This window comes from Pseudomonas sp. FJ2-5-13 (assembly GCF_029201605.1).
In the GTDB taxonomy this organism is placed as follows: Bacteria; Pseudomonadota; Gammaproteobacteria; order Pseudomonadales; family Pseudomonadaceae; genus Aquipseudomonas; species Aquipseudomonas lactis.
This window is the reverse complement of sequence record NZ_CP104045.1, coordinates 5828809-5845035: the sequence shown is the minus strand read 5'-3', so window position 1 is coordinate 5845035 and position 16227 is coordinate 5828809. Positions and strand designations below refer to the sequence as shown.

At 61.6% G+C, this 16227-nt stretch carries 18 protein-coding genes and 1 pseudogene; 9 read left to right on the top strand and 10 right to left on the bottom strand.

Annotated elements, in window-relative coordinates; genetic code table 11:
* Window positions 1-161 precede the first annotated feature (161 nt).
* From N2A98_RS26090 to N2A98_RS26065, 6 genes are read right to left on the bottom strand one after another with little or no spacing between them, the layout of a single operon-like run.
* Window positions 162-857: an HAD-IA family hydrolase gene (locus tag N2A98_RS26090; protein WP_275622810.1), complete on the bottom strand. Its 696-nt coding sequence runs from the start codon at window positions 855-857 to the stop codon at window positions 162-164.
* Window positions 854-1753 carry a tyrosine recombinase XerC gene (xerC, locus tag N2A98_RS26085; RefSeq protein ID WP_047712062.1) on the bottom strand — a complete coding sequence of 300 codons (900 nt, stop codon included), beginning with the start codon at window positions 1751-1753 and terminating at the stop codon, window positions 854-856. Before xerC ends, N2A98_RS26090 begins: the two co-directional genes overlap by 4 nt.
* Window positions 1754-1755: 2 nt before the next feature.
* Window positions 1756-2472 carry a DUF484 family protein gene (locus N2A98_RS26080; protein ID WP_014720458.1) on the bottom strand — a complete coding sequence of 239 codons (717 nt, stop codon included), beginning with the start codon at window positions 2470-2472 and terminating at the stop codon, window positions 1756-1758.
* A 13-nt stretch (window positions 2473-2485) separates the two neighbouring features.
* Window positions 2486-3316, bottom strand: a complete 831-nt coding sequence (gene dapF, locus N2A98_RS26075; protein ID WP_003195419.1) for a diaminopimelate epimerase — start codon at window positions 3314-3316, stop codon at window positions 2486-2488.
* A gap of 3 nt (window positions 3317-3319) precedes the next feature.
* On the bottom strand, window positions 3320-4567 hold the full coding sequence (gene lysA / locus N2A98_RS26070) for a diaminopimelate decarboxylase (protein WP_044269794.1): 1248 nt from the start codon (window positions 4565-4567) through the stop codon (window positions 3320-3322).
* A 14-nt stretch (window positions 4568-4581) separates the two neighbouring features.
* Window positions 4582-4749, bottom strand: coding sequence for a lipoprotein (locus N2A98_RS26065; protein WP_003195417.1), 168 nt, complete (start codon window positions 4747-4749; stop codon window positions 4582-4584).
* A 238-nt stretch (window positions 4750-4987) separates the two neighbouring features.
* Here N2A98_RS26065 and cyaY point away from each other — a divergent pair, with 238 nt between their 5' ends.
* The 3 genes from cyaY to rnk all read left to right on the top strand — a co-directional run bounded on the left by cyaY (window position 4988) and on the right by rnk (window position 6086).
* The gene (gene cyaY / locus N2A98_RS26060; protein WP_032894564.1) at window positions 4988-5320 is read left to right on the top strand and encodes an iron donor protein CyaY; all 333 of its coding nucleotides are present in this window, start codon (window positions 4988-4990) and stop codon (window positions 5318-5320) included.
* A 2-nt stretch (window positions 5321-5322) separates the two neighbouring features.
* Window positions 5323-5541, top strand: coding sequence for a DUF1289 domain-containing protein (locus N2A98_RS26055; RefSeq protein WP_044269871.1), 219 nt, complete (start codon window positions 5323-5325; stop codon window positions 5539-5541).
* A 131-nt stretch (window positions 5542-5672) separates the two neighbouring features.
* Window positions 5673-6086 (top strand): nucleoside diphosphate kinase regulator, encoded by a 414-nt coding sequence (gene rnk, locus N2A98_RS26050; RefSeq protein WP_032894565.1) that lies wholly within the window; start codon window positions 5673-5675, stop codon window positions 6084-6086.
* Here the strand turns inward: rnk and N2A98_RS26045 are convergent.
* The 3 genes from N2A98_RS26045 to N2A98_RS26035 form a co-directional block, all read right to left on the bottom strand.
* Complete coding sequence (locus tag N2A98_RS26045) at window positions 6083-8923, bottom strand: class I adenylate cyclase (protein WP_275622809.1); 2841 nt, start codon at window positions 8921-8923, stop codon at window positions 6083-6085. The genes rnk and N2A98_RS26045 overlap by 4 nt on opposite strands.
* 169 nt (window positions 8924-9092) lie before the next feature.
* On the bottom strand, window positions 9093-9347 hold the full coding sequence (locus tag N2A98_RS26040; protein ID WP_003195403.1) for a TIGR02647 family protein: 255 nt from the start codon (window positions 9345-9347) through the stop codon (window positions 9093-9095).
* A 95-nt stretch (window positions 9348-9442) separates the two neighbouring features.
* A complete protein-coding gene (locus tag N2A98_RS26035; protein WP_044269789.1) occupies window positions 9443-9727 on the bottom strand; it encodes a hypothetical protein in 285 nt (94 codons plus the stop codon).
* A 125-nt stretch (window positions 9728-9852) separates the two neighbouring features.
* Here N2A98_RS26035 and N2A98_RS26030 point away from each other — a divergent pair, with 125 nt between their 5' ends.
* On the top strand, window positions 9853-10512 hold the full coding sequence (locus N2A98_RS26030) for a glutathione S-transferase (protein WP_275622808.1): 660 nt from the start codon (window positions 9853-9855) through the stop codon (window positions 10510-10512).
* A gap of 100 nt (window positions 10513-10612) precedes the next feature.
* Here N2A98_RS26030 and argH read toward each other — a convergent pair whose 3' ends face one another.
* A complete protein-coding gene (gene argH, locus N2A98_RS26025) occupies window positions 10613-12007 on the bottom strand; it encodes an argininosuccinate lyase (protein WP_020302866.1) in 1395 nt (464 codons plus the stop codon).
* A 373-nt stretch (window positions 12008-12380) separates the two neighbouring features.
* Here argH and N2A98_RS26020 point away from each other — a divergent pair.
* From N2A98_RS26020 to N2A98_RS26000, 5 genes and pseudogenes are all read left to right on the top strand, one after another.
* A pseudogene (locus N2A98_RS26020) lies at window positions 12381-12512 on the top strand (sensor histidine kinase); the annotation flags it as partial.
* Window positions 12509-13255 (top strand): LytTR family DNA-binding domain-containing protein, encoded by a 747-nt coding sequence (locus N2A98_RS26015; RefSeq protein ID WP_010053067.1) that lies wholly within the window; start codon window positions 12509-12511, stop codon window positions 13253-13255. The pseudogene N2A98_RS26020 and the gene N2A98_RS26015, both read left to right, overlap by 4 nt.
* Before the next feature lie 139 nt (window positions 13256-13394).
* Window positions 13395-14336, top strand: a complete 942-nt coding sequence (gene hemC / locus N2A98_RS26010; RefSeq protein WP_275622807.1) for a hydroxymethylbilane synthase — start codon at window positions 13395-13397, stop codon at window positions 14334-14336.
* The gene (locus tag N2A98_RS26005; protein ID WP_047712055.1) at window positions 14333-15091 is read left to right on the top strand and encodes a uroporphyrinogen-III synthase; all 759 of its coding nucleotides are present in this window, start codon (window positions 14333-14335) and stop codon (window positions 15089-15091) included. The genes hemC and N2A98_RS26005 overlap by 4 nt, the downstream gene beginning before the upstream one ends.
* Window positions 15092-15109: 18 nt before the next feature.
* Window positions 15110-16225, top strand: a complete 1116-nt coding sequence (locus N2A98_RS26000) for a uroporphyrinogen-III C-methyltransferase (RefSeq protein WP_275622806.1) — start codon at window positions 15110-15112, stop codon at window positions 16223-16225.
* Window positions 16226-16227 lie beyond the last annotated feature (2 nt).

Here is a 16227-nt window from a genome sequence, read left to right as displayed (position 1 = left end):
CGCTGCGGGCTTTTTCATGCCTGGAATTAAATCTCTCAGGTCACCACAAATCAAATGTGGGAGCGGGCTTGCTCGCGAATGCGCAGTGTCAGTTGATACCTTCATCACTGACCCACCGCATTCGCGAGCAAGCCCGCTCCCACATTTTTTGATCTATGGTGTTACTGCCAGCTATGCAGCAACTCCGGCAACTGCGTCAGGCTGCGAATCTGCGCATCCGGGTGCTTGTCTCCCTCCCAGGCCTTGCCCGTGGGGTTGAACCACACCGCCCGCAGCCCCGCCTGCTGCGCGCCGGCAATGTCATCCCCAGGATGATCGCCCACATGCACAGCCGCGCTGGCGTCCACACCGCCACGTTGCAGCGCCTCCTGAAACAGTCGTGCATCCGGCTTGGCGATGCCGATATCTTCAGCGCGCAGGGCAAAGTGAAAATAGTCCGCCAGGCCCACGCGCTGCACATCGGCATTGCCATTGGTGATCACCCCCAGCAGGAAGTGCTGGCGCAGCGCCTTGAGCATCGGCTCGGCTTCCGGGAACACGGTGAGTTGGTGACGTGCGTGGATGAACGCTTCGAAGCAGACGTCCGCCATCTCTGTGGCCTCAGGCTGGGGATAACCGGCCTCCTCGAACGCATGCATTAGCACGCGATGGCGCAGCAGGCTGATGCGGTGCTTGAGTTCGGGATGACGCTGCAGCACCTGTTGGCGCAGGCTGGCAAAATGCTCAAGGGGCAGGTCGCCGACCTTGGACGCGTGGGTCGCCAGCCATTCGCGCATCGACGCTTCGGCGCTGATGATGACGGGTACGTTGTCCCAGAGGGTGTCGTCCAGGTCGAAGGTGATCAGCTTGATACTCATGAGTCGCCGCCCTTGATGCGTTTGGCCCGTGGATGGGCGCTGTCGTACACCGTTGCCAGGTGCTGGAAGTCGAGGTGGGTGTAGATCTGCGTGGTCTTGATATCCGAGTGCCCGAGCAGTTCCTGCACGGCGCGCAAGTCTTGGGAGGATTCGAGCAGGTGGCTGGCAAAGGAGTGACGCAACATGTGCGGGTGCAGATTCTGCCCCAGCTCCCGCTCGCCGGCGGCCTTGACCCGCAGCTGGATCGCCCGTGGCCCCAGGCGCCGGCCTTGCTGGCTGACAAATACGGCATCGTCTGCCGGGTTGGTCAGCAAGCGTAGCGGCAGCCATAGCTGCAAGGCTTCACGGGCTTTCCTGCCCACGGGCAGTACGCGGGTCTTGCTGCCTTTGCCGAGCACTTGCACCAAGCCATCGGCGAGGTCCAGTTGATCGAGGTTCAGGCTCGTCAGCTCGGACAGGCGCAGGCCCGAGGAGTAGAACAGCTCAAGGATTGCCTGGTCACGATGGGCCAGGAAGTCATCCTCCACGGCACCGTCGAGCAGTTGCAGGGCGCGGTCGGTGTCCAGGGTCTTGGGCAGGCGCCGCTCGCCTTTGGGCGGCGACAGGCCATTGGCCGGGTCGTGGTCGCACAGGCCTTCGCGATTGAGGTAGTGATAGAGGCCGCGCACCGCCGACAGCAGGCGAGACAAGCTGCGTGAGGACTGGCCTTGTTGGTGCAACCGGGCGATCAGGCTGCGCAGGGCCTGGATATCCAGGGCCGTCCAACTGCTGACGTGCTGTTTTTCGCAATAGGCCAGGACCTTGTTCAAGTCCCGCCGATAGGCTTCCAGCGTATGGGGCGACACTTGGCGCTCATTGCGCAGGTGAGCGCAGTAAGCGTCCAGTTGCCGCTCCATGATCAGCGCACCGCGCGCAGGGTGGTGGTGTGGCGTGGCAGGACGCGGCCCAGCACTTCGGCGATATAGGTCAGGAACAACGTGCCCACCGAGCTTTTGTAGTGCGCCGGGTCGCGGCTGGCGATGGCCAGTACGCCGTGCAAGCCTTGATGGCTGAGGGCGATGACGGCCGTAGAGCCGATCTGCTTGCGCTGTTCGGCGCCAAACAGGAAGTCCAGCTCATGCTCGCGCAAGGTGCCGCTGACGGTCTTGCCTTCGGACAACAGGCCGCCGATGGCCGTCTGCGCCTCGCCACCTGTGACCCAGCGGCCCACCGGCATCGGGTTGTCGCTGAACAGGATCAGGCTGACGAAGGGCACCTGGAAATCCTCACGCAGGCTGTCTTCCACGGCGATCACCGTTTCTTCCAGGCTGGTGGCATCCATCAGGGTCAGAATCAGGCGGCGCGTCTTGTCGAACAAGCGGTCGTTGTCGCGGGCCACGTCCATCAGATGAGAGAGGCGGTGGCGCATTTCAATATTGCGCTCGCGCAGGATCTTCATCTGCCGCTCCACCAGCGATACGGTATCGCCGCGCTGGTGAGGGATGCGCAGGGCCGGCAGCAACTCTTCGTGTTCGACGAAGAAGTCCGGGTTAGCCTCAAGGTACGCCGCGACAGCAGCGGCCTCCAGGCTTTCACTCGGGGTTGCGTGTGCGGGTACTTGAGGCTTATCGGTCATTAGCTTGGCTCACTCATAGACGGACCTGTCCTTCGTATACACGCGTGGCCGGCCCGGTCATCATCACCGGGTGGCCAGGGCCTGCCCATTCGATGGACAAACGTCCACCGGGCAGGTCGATCAACAGCGGCGAATCCATCCACCCCTGGCTGATCGCGGCCACGGCAGCGGCGCAAGCACCGGTGCCGCAAGCCTGGGTTTCGCCGACGCCGCGTTCCCATACGCGCAATTGCGCACGGTTACGGTCGATCACCTGCAAAAAGCCCACATTGGCCCGTGCCGGAAAGCGCGGGTGATGTTCGATCTTCGGCCCCAGTTCGTGCACGGGGGCGTTATTGATGTCGGTGACCCGCAGCACTGCATGGGGGTTGCCCATGGACACGGCGGCGATCTCTACGGTTTTGCCATCCACGTCCAACGCGTAACTGAGGGCCTGCTCGGTGGCCTGGAACGGAATATCCGCCGGCACCAGGCGCGGCGCACCCATGTTGACGCTGATCTGGCCATCGTTGCGGATGTCCAGTTCGATCACGCCACCTTTGGTTTCGACGCGAATCTGGCGTTTGGCAGTCAGGCGTTTGTCGAGCACAAAGCGCGCAAAGCAGCGCGCGCCGTTGCCGCACTGTTCCACTTCGGAACCGTCGGAGTTGAAGATCCGGTAACGGAAATCCACCTCCGGGTTGCTCGGCGCCTCGACCAGCAGCAACTGGTCGAAACCGATCCCGGTGTGGCGATCGCCCCACTGTTTGGCGTGCTTGGGCAGGATGTGCGCGTGCTGGCTGACCAGGTCGAGGACCATGAAATCATTACCCAGCCCGTGCATCTTGGTAAAACGCAGCAGCATGGCTTACTCCGGCAGCAGGCTTTCGCCAGCATACAACTCGGCTACCGTCTCGCGGCGACGCACTTCAAATGCTTGATCACCGTCCACCAGCACCTCGGCGGTACGCCCGCGGGTGTTGTAGTTGGAACTCATGACAAACCCGTAGGCACCGGCCGAATGCACGGCCAGCAGATCACCTTCCTCAAGCGCCAACTCACGATCCTTGGCCAGGAAGTCGCCGGTCTCGCAGATCGGCCCGACGATGTCATAGGCGCGGGCGTCGCTTGCGCGCGGCGTCACGGCGGTGACATCCATCCAGGCCTGGTACAGCGCCGGGCGGATCAGGTCGTTCATCGCCGCATCGACGATGGCGAAATCCTTGTGTTCGGTGTGCTTGAGGTACTCGACCTGGGTCAGCAGCACGCCAGCGTTGGCGACGATGTAGCGGCCCGGCTCGAACATCAGCGTGAGGTCGCGGCCTTCGATGCGCTCGCGCACGGCCTGGATATAGTCGGCAATCAGCGGCGGCTCTTCATCGCGATAACGCACACCCACGCCACCACCGAGGTCGATGTGGTGCAGGTAGATGCCGCACTCGCCCAGGCGATCGATCAACGCCAGCAGGCGGTCGAGGGCATCCAGGAACGGTGGCAATGTGGTCAGTTGCGAACCGATATGGCAGTCGACACCCAGCACTTCCAGGTTCGGCAGTTGGGCGGCGCGGATGTACACGTCTTCGGCGTCGGCTATGGCAATGCCGAACTTGTTCTCTTTGAGACCGGTGGAGATGTACGGGTGGGTGCCGGCGTCGACGTCCGGGTTGACGCGCAGGGAGATCGGCGCACGCACGCCCATCTCGGCGGCGACCACTTGCAGGCGCTCCAGCTCGTCGGTGGATTCGACGTTGAAGCAATGCACGCCGACTTCCAGGGCGCGACGCATGTCTTCGCGGCTCTTACCGACGCCGGAGAAGACGATTTTGTCCGCCTGGCCGCCGGCGGCCAGTACGCGTTCCAGCTCGCCACGGGACACGATGTCAAAACCAGCGCCAAGACGCGCCAGGACATTGAGTACACCCAGGTTGGAGTTGGCCTTGACTGCGTAGCACACCAAGTGCGGCACGCCGTCGAGGGCGTCGGTGAACGAGCGGTATTGGGCTTCGATATGCGCACGCGAGTACACATAGGTCGGGGTGCCGAAGCGCTGGGCAATCGCGGACAAGGCCACGCCTTCCGCGAACAGCTCGCCGTCCCGGTAGTTAAAAGCGTCCATAAGTTTCCCTTGGCTTAGTAGGTGTCGTGCTTATGGGCTTTTGACGGCTTTTGCGACGATTGCGCCTGTTCGTTTGGATCTTTGCTGTCATCCGGCAGGTACAACGGGCCTTTCTGGCCACAGGCACTAACGAGGCAAGCGACCGCGACGAGCGCAGCAAGGGAAGAGATCAGGCGCTTCATGGCGAAATCCTTGAATATGCATTAATTGCGCCCGAGTATACCGACCACCCGCCAGCTTGCCTATGCGCCGCAACACCCGTCCGGCGGGGGTTTGCTGAGACAGTAGGGAAGCAGGCTACGATGCCTGGGGATATTTCGTACCGTCATCCGTGATCAAATCAGTATCCTTTGCAATCGGCGAAGCTCGCCCGTATCGTGCGGCGCTTGAGCAAAACCAGACACTTTTGAGGTTGCCACAATGAGTTTGACCGAAGCCCGTTTTCACGACCTGGTGGATGCCACCCAGCAGGGGCTGGAAGATATTTTCGACGACAGCGGCCTGGACGTGGACCTGGAAAACTCGGCCGGTGTGCTGACCGTCAAGTTCGAGAGCGGTCAGCAACTGATCTTCAGCCGCCAGGAGCCGCTGCGTCAGCTGTGGCTGGCGGCGCGCTCCGGTGGCGTTCACTTCGATTACGACGAAGAAAGCGGCAAATGGCAGTGCGACAAGAGTGAAGAGTTGCTGGGTGAGATGCTCGCCCGCCTGGTCCAGGAATACACCGGCGACGAACTGGATTTCGACGAGATCTGATGGTGAGTGAGCCTGCACCCGTACGCCCGCCCAAGCCGCTGTTCAGCAATGTCAGCCCGGCGGTGCCGTCACCTTGTATCAGTTTGTGTCGCCTGGACGAGCAGAAAGTCTGCCTGGGCTGCTTCCGCCATGTGGAAGACATCCGGGAATGGCGCTCTGCCGACGATGCGCGGCGCCGGGTGATCTGCGCCGAGGCCGAGCAGCGCAAGGCGAGCACCTGACGGCGTCTTGTTTATTTGTGTCGCTGTGGTAGTGTCCGGATACACCTCCATTCATCGAGGTCCGTGAGAACCCCGCCTTTTCCTGGCGGGGTTTTGCTTTTTTGTGCAGAAAAAAGGAGTCTGCCTGAATCATGACCACCGCACCGTCCATCATTCTTACCCGTCTTGACGTGCAGCGTCTGGAGCAACTGATCGACCGCTTGGGCGACGAGTCTCCCGGCGCCGAAGCGTTGCAAGCCGAACTCGACCGCGCCGAAGACGTGGTTGGTCACGATGAAGTGCCTGCGGGTGTCGTGACCATGAACTCCAGCGTGCATTGCCGTGAGCAAGGCAGCGGCAAGGACTATCACCTGACGTTGGTCTACCCCAAGCACGCGAACGCCGACGAAGGCAAGATTTCGATCATGGCGCCGGTAGGCAGCGCATTGCTTGGCCTGCAAGTGGGCCAGCACATCGACTGGCCGGCGCCTGGCGGCAAGACCCTGAAGCTGGAATTGCTTAGCGTCGAAGGCCAGCCCAAAGATGGCGGCGCCTTCCCGCTCTAAACCTGATTCAAGGCCGCATTGAGTGACTGTTCCAGTTCGGCTTTATAGCGCAGGTACAGATTGCTTGGGCTTTGCACATCACCGAGCAGCCCCGACAGATCCAGGTCAGTGATATAGCAGCGGTAACGCTCGGTTTCCCGACGTTGCCCGACGATCTCCCGGGCGACCACCGTAAACAGCTGGTCGCCAAATTCCAGTTCGGAAAACTCCCGCTGATTGCAGTAAAGGGTGATCCCTACCTGGCCCGGCGCGCCTTTGCCGATAATCGCCTGCACGTCATAAAACGCTTTGTTGGCAGGGTCTTGCGGGGCCGGCCGTGGCTCCACGCCTCGCGCACGGCCGCTGCCCGATGGCAACAGTTGGTAGTACAGGATCTGTACTTCGCCCGCGGGTTGCTGAGCGTCCAGGGACGATAGCGCTTCGCGGCGGTACAGGATCGATTGCAAAAAACGCTGCAGCGGCGCTAGCAGGCTTTGCTCATCATGAAACGGCAAGCGCTGTTGCCAGAGCGCGTTGAATTCGTCGAGCACGTACACGTCGGCGAAGCCTTCATTGACCCGGTAGAACACCTGCACACACTCGGCCTGGCCCATGGGCAGCAGCAGCGCCAGGTCGTGGTCTTCCAGGGCCATGGCGTCCAGGTGCCACGGGCTGTAGCTGGCCAACTCCTCGTTGAGGTAAGCGATCAGCGCGTCCTGGGTCGGCAGCGACACATGGGTGGCTTGGCCCGGCACCAGTTCCATGACGTGATAATGCTGCTGCACCTGGAGCAGGTAGCGATGGTTGCCCTGGCCGAGCAGCAGATGCTGCGCGGTGTCGAATACCTCTTCCACCCGCTGGGCAATGAACTGCGCCCGGTTGTGGCAGAAGCAGCGCGCCCGCAGGCGTGGCAGATGGTTCGATGGCAGTTGGTTGAGGTAGTCGCGCAGGCAGTCGAGCAGGGCGTGCGGGCCGTCATAGCGGCTGACCATCACTTCGTTCCAGCTGTTGAGCGTGACCTGGTCCAGGGTCAGCACCAGGTTGTCGCGCACGCCGGCATAGCTCAGGGAGTCGGTGCGCTCGGTGGTCATCAGGATATTCAGGTCGCGATGATGCTTGAGCGGGTCAACCCCAACGTTGATCAGCAGCAGCACTTCTTCTGGCACTGCCGGGCGCAGCAAGCGGCTCTCATCGACACTGGCCAGGGGCAGGGCGATGGTCTGTTGCAGGCTGCCCAGCAGGTTGAACAACTCGAACTCGGTCATGTCGCTGGTGCCGGGGTGCAGCGCCAGGCGGGTGCTGCTGTCGATCACGCCGTTGCGATGGCACCAGGTGAGCATTTCCAGCAGGTCGCGGCTGCGTTTGATCGGCGCGAAGTGTTCCCATTCCAGGGCGGTAAGGTTGCCGTTATACAGGCCCCAATGGTGTTGGCCCGGCTCTTTGCGGTTGGGCGACTGCACCAGGGTCAGGGTGTCTTCGGCCAGGTCGGGGGCGATGCCGGGGTTGATAAACTCGACCTTGCCGGCCTTGCGCTCGAACGCCGCGTACAAACGGCGGCCCAGTACATTGAGGTCGCGTTTATTGATCGGGCTGGCGGACTGTTCGCTGCGGGTGAACTGAGTGAGGAAGCGGTAGCTGTAGTTCAACTCATTGACCAGGGCGCGGCGCTCGGAAGCGACCTGGCGCACTTTCCATTGGCTGCGGCTGTCCAGCAGGGCCAGTTGGCGTGTGTCCCATCCCCATTCATGCGCCAGGCGTTCCAGTAGCTGCCGTTGCCAGCCAGCAGTGCGCTGGCCAGCGCTGAGTTTGCGGTTGACCTTCAGGTACAGGCTGCGGCGCACCAGTTCCAAGCGCTCCAGCTCGTTGCGGGCCTTGAGGTATTCCTCGATACGGCGGTAGACCATGATGTACGGGTCCAGCTCATCCAGGTCTACCTGATGGCTGAACACCGCCTGTTTGAAGCGCAGGCTCAGGCACTGCACCTTCGGGTGTTCGCTGGCGTAGACCTCGGTCAGCAGCAGCTTGAGCACCGATTTATAGGGCGACTCGATGCCCTTGAACAGTTGCCACAGCCCGGCGCCAATAAATTCCCCCGGAGGAATATGAGCCAAATGGCCGAGGTCGAGGGTTTCATCGGCGCGGATAAAGCGTTTGGAAATCAGTGCGTGAGTAAACTCGGCGTAGCGGTTTTCTTCGTAGACCGGCACCAACCACCAGATGGGCGTGCGTCCGGCCAGCCAGATCGCGGTGCGATAGAACTCATCCAACAGCAGGTAGTGCTGGGTGGTGCCGCAGTCGTCGGAGCTCAATTGTGTATCGCGATCACCCAACACAAAGCGCGTCGGGTCGATCAGGAAGAAATGCGCCTCGGCGCCCATGCCCAAGGCCCAGGTTTCCAGCAGTTGGCACTTTTTGCGCAGCTCGGCCAGCTCGGTCTCGCTCAGGTCGGGGGCGTGGCACACCCACACATCCATATCGCTTTGATCGGCCTGGGCCAGCGTGCCCAGGCTGCCCATCAAGAACAAACCGTGTATCGGCGTAGGCGGGTTACCGTGGCGCGGTTTATAGGAAAACGAGCGGGTCAGGCGCTGGGCATCGGCCAGGGCCTGGGCGTCCGGTTCAAAATTCGACAACCCGGCCGGCGTGCTGCTGGAGACGTAGCCTGGCAACAGCGGGTGATTGACGTGGAAAAACAGCGGCAACAAAGCCAGCACGCTTTGCTGGCGTGGCGTCAGCCCCTCGACGGCCCGGGCCATGCGGCCTTGATTGAGGGTCATGAAACGCGCGCGCAGTTGGGTCAGCACCTTGCGGTCGATGCCTTCGTCCAGATCGGGGCGGATTTCATGGGTGCGGGTCATGTCGAACTCGTTGGCTCGCAGGGCCCGACGCGGGCGGCCATGCAGGAGTTTACAGACAGTAGCGTAGGAGTTTTAGAGGGAAGTGGCTTTTTGGCGTCAGAATTTTGTATGCCGCGCAGCAATGCCCGCGGAATCCGCAGGCGGCGGACTCCATGGGCGGTATCAGGTATCAGGCGGCTTCTTTGGTGCTGGCAGTGGTGAGGATGGTCAGCAGGGTTTGGGCTTGCTCGGCAGCGTCCCGGCCAAGGCTCGTCAGATAGCCCCCGTCCGGTTGGTCGATCAGCCCTTTGGCATGGAGGCGCTTGGCAGCGGCGATGGCAGTAGGGGCGGCAGTCTGATGGACTTTCAAGCCTTCCTTGGTGCTGTCCAAGGGGAAGAGTACAAGGATTTCCAGTTCGGCAACCAACTCAGGGGTATACGACATAAGGACTCCAGACTTTCTAAAATTTATTAGAGGCTAGCAGGCCATAAGGTGAACGCACTTTGCCGAACTGTCCAGCGTGTTGCTGCGTGCCGGGGTTATTGCTTTTCCGGCGGCAGCTCGGGCAGTGCCCGCAGTGCTGTTTCATACCACTCGGTATTGAAGGCGCGGTCCTCGTCCAGCATGGCGTCGATCTCGAAGGCCAGAACGTGAGCCATCAGCTTCAGGATCTCTTCGCGCTCGTAACCCACCAGGGTCAGTTTATTGAACGTAGCCTTCGCCGCTGGCGGGTTATCGCTCTCGATCTGGTTCTCGATGGCTTCGATCAGCGTGGTTTCGGTGAATTCTTCTTCGTCGTTGTCGATATCGGTCGGCTCGCTCATGGCAGGCTCCTCAAGGAAAGGGCGTCAGTCTACCCCCATTCAGGTGGGTGATGCTGCTGGTCAGGGAGACCTCGAGGATCTATAACTCTTGCAGCCAACCCCACACCCGGCCTGGAGGCTTTGCGATGCTCAAGCTTTACGGATTTTCGGTCAGCAACTACTACAACATGGTCAAGCTGGCGCTGTTGGAGAAAGGACTGCCCTTCGAAGAAGTGCCTTTTTACGCCGGGCAAACCCCCGAAGCCTTGGCGGTCAGCCCCCGCGGCAAAGTGCCGGTGCTGGGTGTGAAGCAGGGGTTCATCAACGAAACCAGCGTCATCCTCGAATACCTGGAGCAGAGCCAGGAAGGCCCTGCGCTGCTGCCCGCCGACCCGTTTGCGCGGGCTCAGGTGTTGGCGCTGTGCCGTGAGATCGAGCTGTACATCGAGCTGCCTGCGCGGGCGTGTTACGCCGAGGCTTTTTTCGGCATGACAGTGCCGGAGGCGATCAAGGAAAAGTCCAGGGCCGAGCTGCTGCTTGGGATGGGTACGTTAGGCCGGCACGCTAAGTTCGCGCCTTATGTGGCAGGGGAGAGCTTCACCCTCGCGGACCTGTATTTCATGTACAGCTTGAACCTGGCCTGCGGTGTGGGCGAGAAGCTGTTTGGGCTGGACCTGCTGGAGCCGTTGCCGAAGGCGAAGGCGTTGTTGGCGCGCCTGAATGAGATGCCCAATGCGCAGAAGGTAGAGGCGGACAGGCAGGCGGCGATGCCGGCATTCATGGCGATGATTGCGGCCAAGAAATAAATCTTTGGCAGCTGTAAGGACGCCATCGCGGGCAAGCCCGCTCCCACATTTTGATGTGTGAACCCAATCAAGTGTGGGAGCTGGCTTGCCTGCGATGCTTTTAGCGGCTGGCGAGCAATTGCTGGCCGCGCACGACCGCTGCCTTGACCTGTGCCGGCGCAGTGCCGCCCACATGGTTACGGGCATTCACCGAGCCTTCCAGGGTCAGCACGGCAAATACATCCTGCTCGATCTGGTCGCTGAACTGGCGCAGTTCTTCCAGGCTCATTTCCGCCAGGTCTTTGCCGGTGTCCACACCGTACTTCACGGCGTGGCCAACGATTTCGTGGCAGTCACGGAACGGCAGGCCACGGCGCACCAGGTAATCCGCCAGGTCGGTCGCGGTGGAGAACCCACGCAGGGCCGCCTCACGCATGATCGCGTGCTTGGGCTTGATCGCCGGGATCATGTCGGCAAAGGCGCGCAGCGAGTCGCGCAGGGTGTCGGCGGCGTCGAACAACGGCTCTTTGTCTTCCTGGTTGTCCTTGTTGTAGGCCAGTGGTTGGCCTTTCATCAGGGTCAGCAGGCCCATCAGTGCGCCGAATACACGGCCACTCTTGCCACGCACTAGCTCTGGCACGTCGGGGTTTTTCTTTTGCGGCATGATCGAGCTGCCGGTGCAGAAGCGGTCCGGCAGGTCGATGAACTGGAATTGCGCGCTGGTCCAGAGCACCAGCTCTTCGGAGAAGCGCGACAGGTGCATCATCGCGATGCTGGCCGCGGCGCAGAATTCGATGGCGAAGTCCCGGTCCGACACGCCATCCAGTGAGTTGCCGCCCACGGCGTCAAAACCCAGCAGTTGTGCGGTGTACTCACGGTCGATCGGGTAGGTGGTGCCGGCCAGTGCCGCGCTGCCCAGCGGCATGCGGTTGGCGCGCTTGCGGCAATCGACCAGGCGCTCGTAGTCGCGGCTGAGCATTTCGAACCAGGCCAGCAGGTGGTGGCCGAAGGTCACAGGCTGTGCGGTCTGCAGGTGGGTGAAGCCGGGCATGATGGTGTCCGATTCACGCTCGGCCTGCTCCAGCAAACCTTTTTGCAGGCGGGTGATTTCGCCCAGGATCAGGTCAATCTCATCGCGCAGCCACAGGCGGATATCGGTGGCGACCTGATCGTTACGGCTACGGCCAGTGTGCAATTTTTTACCGGTCACGCCGATGCGATCGGTGAGGCGTGCCTCTATGTTCATGTGCACGTCTTCGAGGTCGACGCGCCAGTCGAACGTCCCTGCCTCGATCTCACCGCGGATGGTGGTCAGGCCGTCGATGATGCTGTCACGCTCGGCGTCGGTCAGCACGCCGACCTTGGCCAGCATCGTGGCGTGGGCGATGGAGCCCATGATGTCGTGGCGGTACAGGCGTTGATCGAAGGTGACGGAGGCGGTGAAGCGCGCGACGAAGGCGTCGACGGGTTCACTGAAGCGGCCGCCCCAGGACTGGTTGGTCTTGTCGGTGCTCATGGATTCGCTCGTGATCTGCTTAAAAGAGGCATGAAGGTGTGCTGGCGATCATAACAGGGTTGCCCGTGGGCGCGGTGCTGCGGGTGGCCGGCAATTTTATTTGTGTAAGAGATGGCTAAGTGCCTTGCCGCCGACCGCATCCGGGACGAGACTGGGGGCAGGTACTTATTGAAACGATATTTGACGATTGAGCAATGTCGCCTCGGTGAGCGTCTACAGTTGGACTGATAGTGTGTGAATGCACCAAAGTCGGGTGATGCGGTCATAACCAGACTATCCATTAAACAGGGGGGTATTCGGATTGTTTATCAGTGAACCCTACGACGATGCCCGGAGGCAGCGGGTCTTGGGCGCTATTGAACAGGTCCGGGTAAATTTGGGTGCCATTCTCAGGGCACTTTTTGCCGCTCGCGCTAGTCTTAGCGTGGATCGCTGTGACGTCAGTCACCGCACCTGTCTACGCTATCCTTGTGCGAGACTCACGCAGGAATCCAGCGCAATATGAATGTCCTGATCGTTGATGACGAACCCCAAGCCCGCGAGCGACTGAGCCGTCTGGTCAGTGAACTCGAGGGTTATACAGTCCTTGAACCGAGTGCCACCAGCGGCGAAGAGGCGTTGACGCTGATCGACAGCCACAAGCCGGATGTAGTGCTGCTCGATATCCGCATGCCCGGTTTCGACGGCCTGCAAGTCGCCGCCCGCTTGAGTGAACGCGAATCGCCGCCCGCCGTGGTGTTGTGTGCGGCGCAGGATGAGTTTTCTGCACAGACGCTGGAAGACAGCGGTGTCAGTTTTCTCATCAAGCCGGCCACGGCCGAAGCCTTGCTCAAGGCCCTGAAAAAAGCCGAGCGCCCCAGCCGTGCCCAACTGGCTGCCTTGACGCAGCCGGCTGCGCAAAGTGGTAACGGGCCGCGCAGCCATATCAGCGCGCGTACCCGCAAGGGCATCGAGCTGATCCCACTCGGCCAGGTGGTCTACTTTATTGCCGATCACAAATACGTGACCCTGCGCCACGAGACCGGTGAAGTGTTGCTCGATGAACCGCTCAAGGCCCTTGAAGACGAGTTTGGCGAACGTTTCGTGCGCATTCATCGCAACGCGCTGGTCGCCCGTGAACGCATCGAGCGCCTGCAGCGCACGCCCCTGGGGCACTTTCAGCTATTCCTGAAGGGGCTCAATGGCGATGCGTTGATCGTCAGCCGACGCCATGTCGCTGGCGTGCGCAAGATGATGCAGCAGCTTTAGCCCGAGGGCTGCGGCGCGGTCTGCGTTCCTTATCCCGGTGCGATGTGGCCAGGGAGGCCCCGCATTTGCCTGATTCAAATCAAAGCGTATTTGCCTGAGCTGTTATTATCCGCCGTATCTATTCAGTACGGATTGATCCATGTCCTCTCGCGAAATCCGCATCGCCACCCGTAAAAGCGCCTTGGCCTTGTGGCAGGCCGAATACGTCAAAGCACGCCTTGAACAGGCCCATCCCGGCCTCAAGGTATCCCTGGTGCCCATGGTCAGTCGCGGCGACAAGCTGCTGGACTCGCCACTGTCGAAAATCGGCGGCAAGGGTCTGTTCGTCAAGGAGCTGGAAACCGCGCTGCTGGACAACGAAGCCGACATCGCCGTGCATTCGATGAAAGATGTGCCCATGGACTTCCCTGAAGGCCTGGGCCTTTTTTGCATCTGCGAGCGCGAAGACCCGCGCGACGCCTTTGTTTCCAACACCTTCGCGTCCCTGGACGAATTGCCGCTGGGCAGTATCGTCGGCACCTCCAGCCTGCGTCGCCAGGCCCAGTTGCTGACGCGGCGTCCTGACCTGCAGATCCGCTTTTTGCGTGGCAACGTCAACACACGCCTGGCCAAGCTGGATGCCGGCGAATATGACGCGATCATCCTCGCCGCTGCCGGCCTGATCCGCCTGGGCTTTGAAGACCGCATCACATCGGCTATCAGCGTCGACGACAGCCTGCCGGCTGGCGGGCAGGGCGCAGTCGGTATCGAATGCCGCACCGCCGACAGCGAAATTCATGCACTGCTAAAACCTCTCGATCACGCGGACACCGAAGTGCGCGTCACCGCCGAGCGTGCCTTGAACAAACACCTCAACGGTGGCTGCCAAGTGCCCATCGCCTGCTATGCCGTACTCGAAGGCGAGAACCTGTGGCTGCGTGGTTTGGTCGGTGATCCGGACGGCGGTAACCTGCTGACCGCCGAGGTGCGTGGGCCGCAACGTGATGCCACGGCCTTGGGGATTCAGGTTGCCGAGGAACTGCTGGAAAAAGGCGCGGGTGCCATTTTGCAGAAAGTCTATGGCGAGGCCGGCCCGCATTGACCGACTGGCGAGTGCTGCTGACGCGGCCTGCCGAGGAGTCGACGGCCCTGGCGGCGCTATTGGCCCAGCGCGGTATTCACAGCAGTTGCCTGCCTTTGCTGGAGACCGAAGCGTTGCCGGTGACCGCTGAACACCACGCGGTGTTTGGCGCGCTGCAGCGCTATTGCGCCGTCATCGTGGTGAGCAAGCCGGCCGCGCGCCTGGCGTTGCAGCAGTTGGGGAGCAGTGTGCCACCCATGCCCTGGTTCAGTGTCGGCGCGGCCACGGCCCAGATACTGGCCGATCATGGCCTCCAGGTTCACTGCCCCGCCACGGGCGATGACAGCGAGGCCTTGCTTGAACTGCCTGCCTTGCGCGAGGCTATTGCAGTGCCGGGCGCCCGGGTGTTGATTCTGCGTGGCGAGGGCGGGCGCGAGTTGCTGGCAGAGCGTTTACGCGAGCAAGGTGCTAGTGTCGACTACCTGGAATTGTATCGGCGTTTTCTTCCGGTGTATGAGAAGGGCGCGCTGATGCAACGCATCCAGTTGGAACGCTTGAACGGCCTGGTGGTCAGCAGTGGGCAGGGTTTTTTACACTTGCACGCGTTGGCCGGTCCCGATTGGCCAGAGGTGGCACAGCTGCCGTTGTTCGTGCCCAGCCCGCGTGTATATGAAATGGCGCGGGCCGCGGGTGCAGAAAAAGTTGTGGATTGTCGCGGCGCGAGTGCCGCGGCTTTGTTAGTGGCGTTAGGGAGCTATCCCGTTCCCACTCTCTGATACGCAAAGGACGGATACGTGAGCGAAACAGCCTTGCCTAAAGATGAAGCTCAGCCCGCGCTTGATGCGCCGGTCGAGACACCGGTCAGCGCGCCACGCCGTGGCAATGGCCTGGCCATCGTCGCCTTGCTGTTGGGCGCTGCGGGCGTAGCCGCCGGCGGTTGGGGGATCTGGCAGGTCCGTGCCCTGCAAGCCAGCAGCCAGCACCAGTTGGGCCAGGTGCAGACCCTGGATGACCAGTCCCAGAGCCTCAAGCAAGGCCAGCAACAGTTGGCCGCCCGCCTGGCGCAGTTGCCGGGTGCGGATGAGCTGGAAGAACGTCGCCGTCTGGTCACTCAGTTACAGGGTGATCAACAGCGCCTCAACCAGCGTCTGGAAACCGTGTTGGGTGCCAGCCGCAAAGATTGGCGCCTGGCCGAGGCCGAGCATCTGATCCGTCTGGCCAGCTTGCGTTTGTCCGCCTTGCAAGATATCAACAGTGCTCAGTCGCTGGTCCAGGGTGCCGACGAGATTCTTCGCGAGCAGAGCGACCCAGGGTCTTTCGCCGCACGCGAGCAACTGGCCAAGAGCCTGGCTGCGCTGCGCAGTACCGAGCAACCGGACCGTACCGGCCTGTACCTGCAACTGGCCGCCTTGCGTGACCAAGTGGTGCAGCTTGCGGCGATTGCCCCGGAGTATCAGCTCACCGAGCCCGCTTCCCAGGGGCGTCCCACCAGCGATACGCAGAACCAGTTGAGCCAATGGTGGGAGCAGATTTCCCGTTACTTCCGCATCGACTTCAACCCGGATGACAACATCCGCCCATTGTTGGCAGGCCAAGGTCTGAACCAAGTGCGGCTGGCCTTGAGCCTGGCGCTGGAGCAAGCCCAGTGGGCTGCGCTTAACGGCGAGGCGGCGGTATACAGCCGCTCGCTGGGAGAAGCGCGCAGCGTGTTGCAGGACAACTTCAACCAGGACAACCCGCAGAGCAAGGCGATGCTGGCGCGTATTGCCGAGCTCGAGCCCAAGGCCGTGTCGGTGGTCACGCCTGACCTGGCCGCGAGCCTGGCTGCTGTGCAGGCGTACCTTGAGCGTCGTCATCTGTCTGCCGACGAAGCCAAGGCCTCGGCTGGCAAACCGGTGACCCAGGAGTAGAG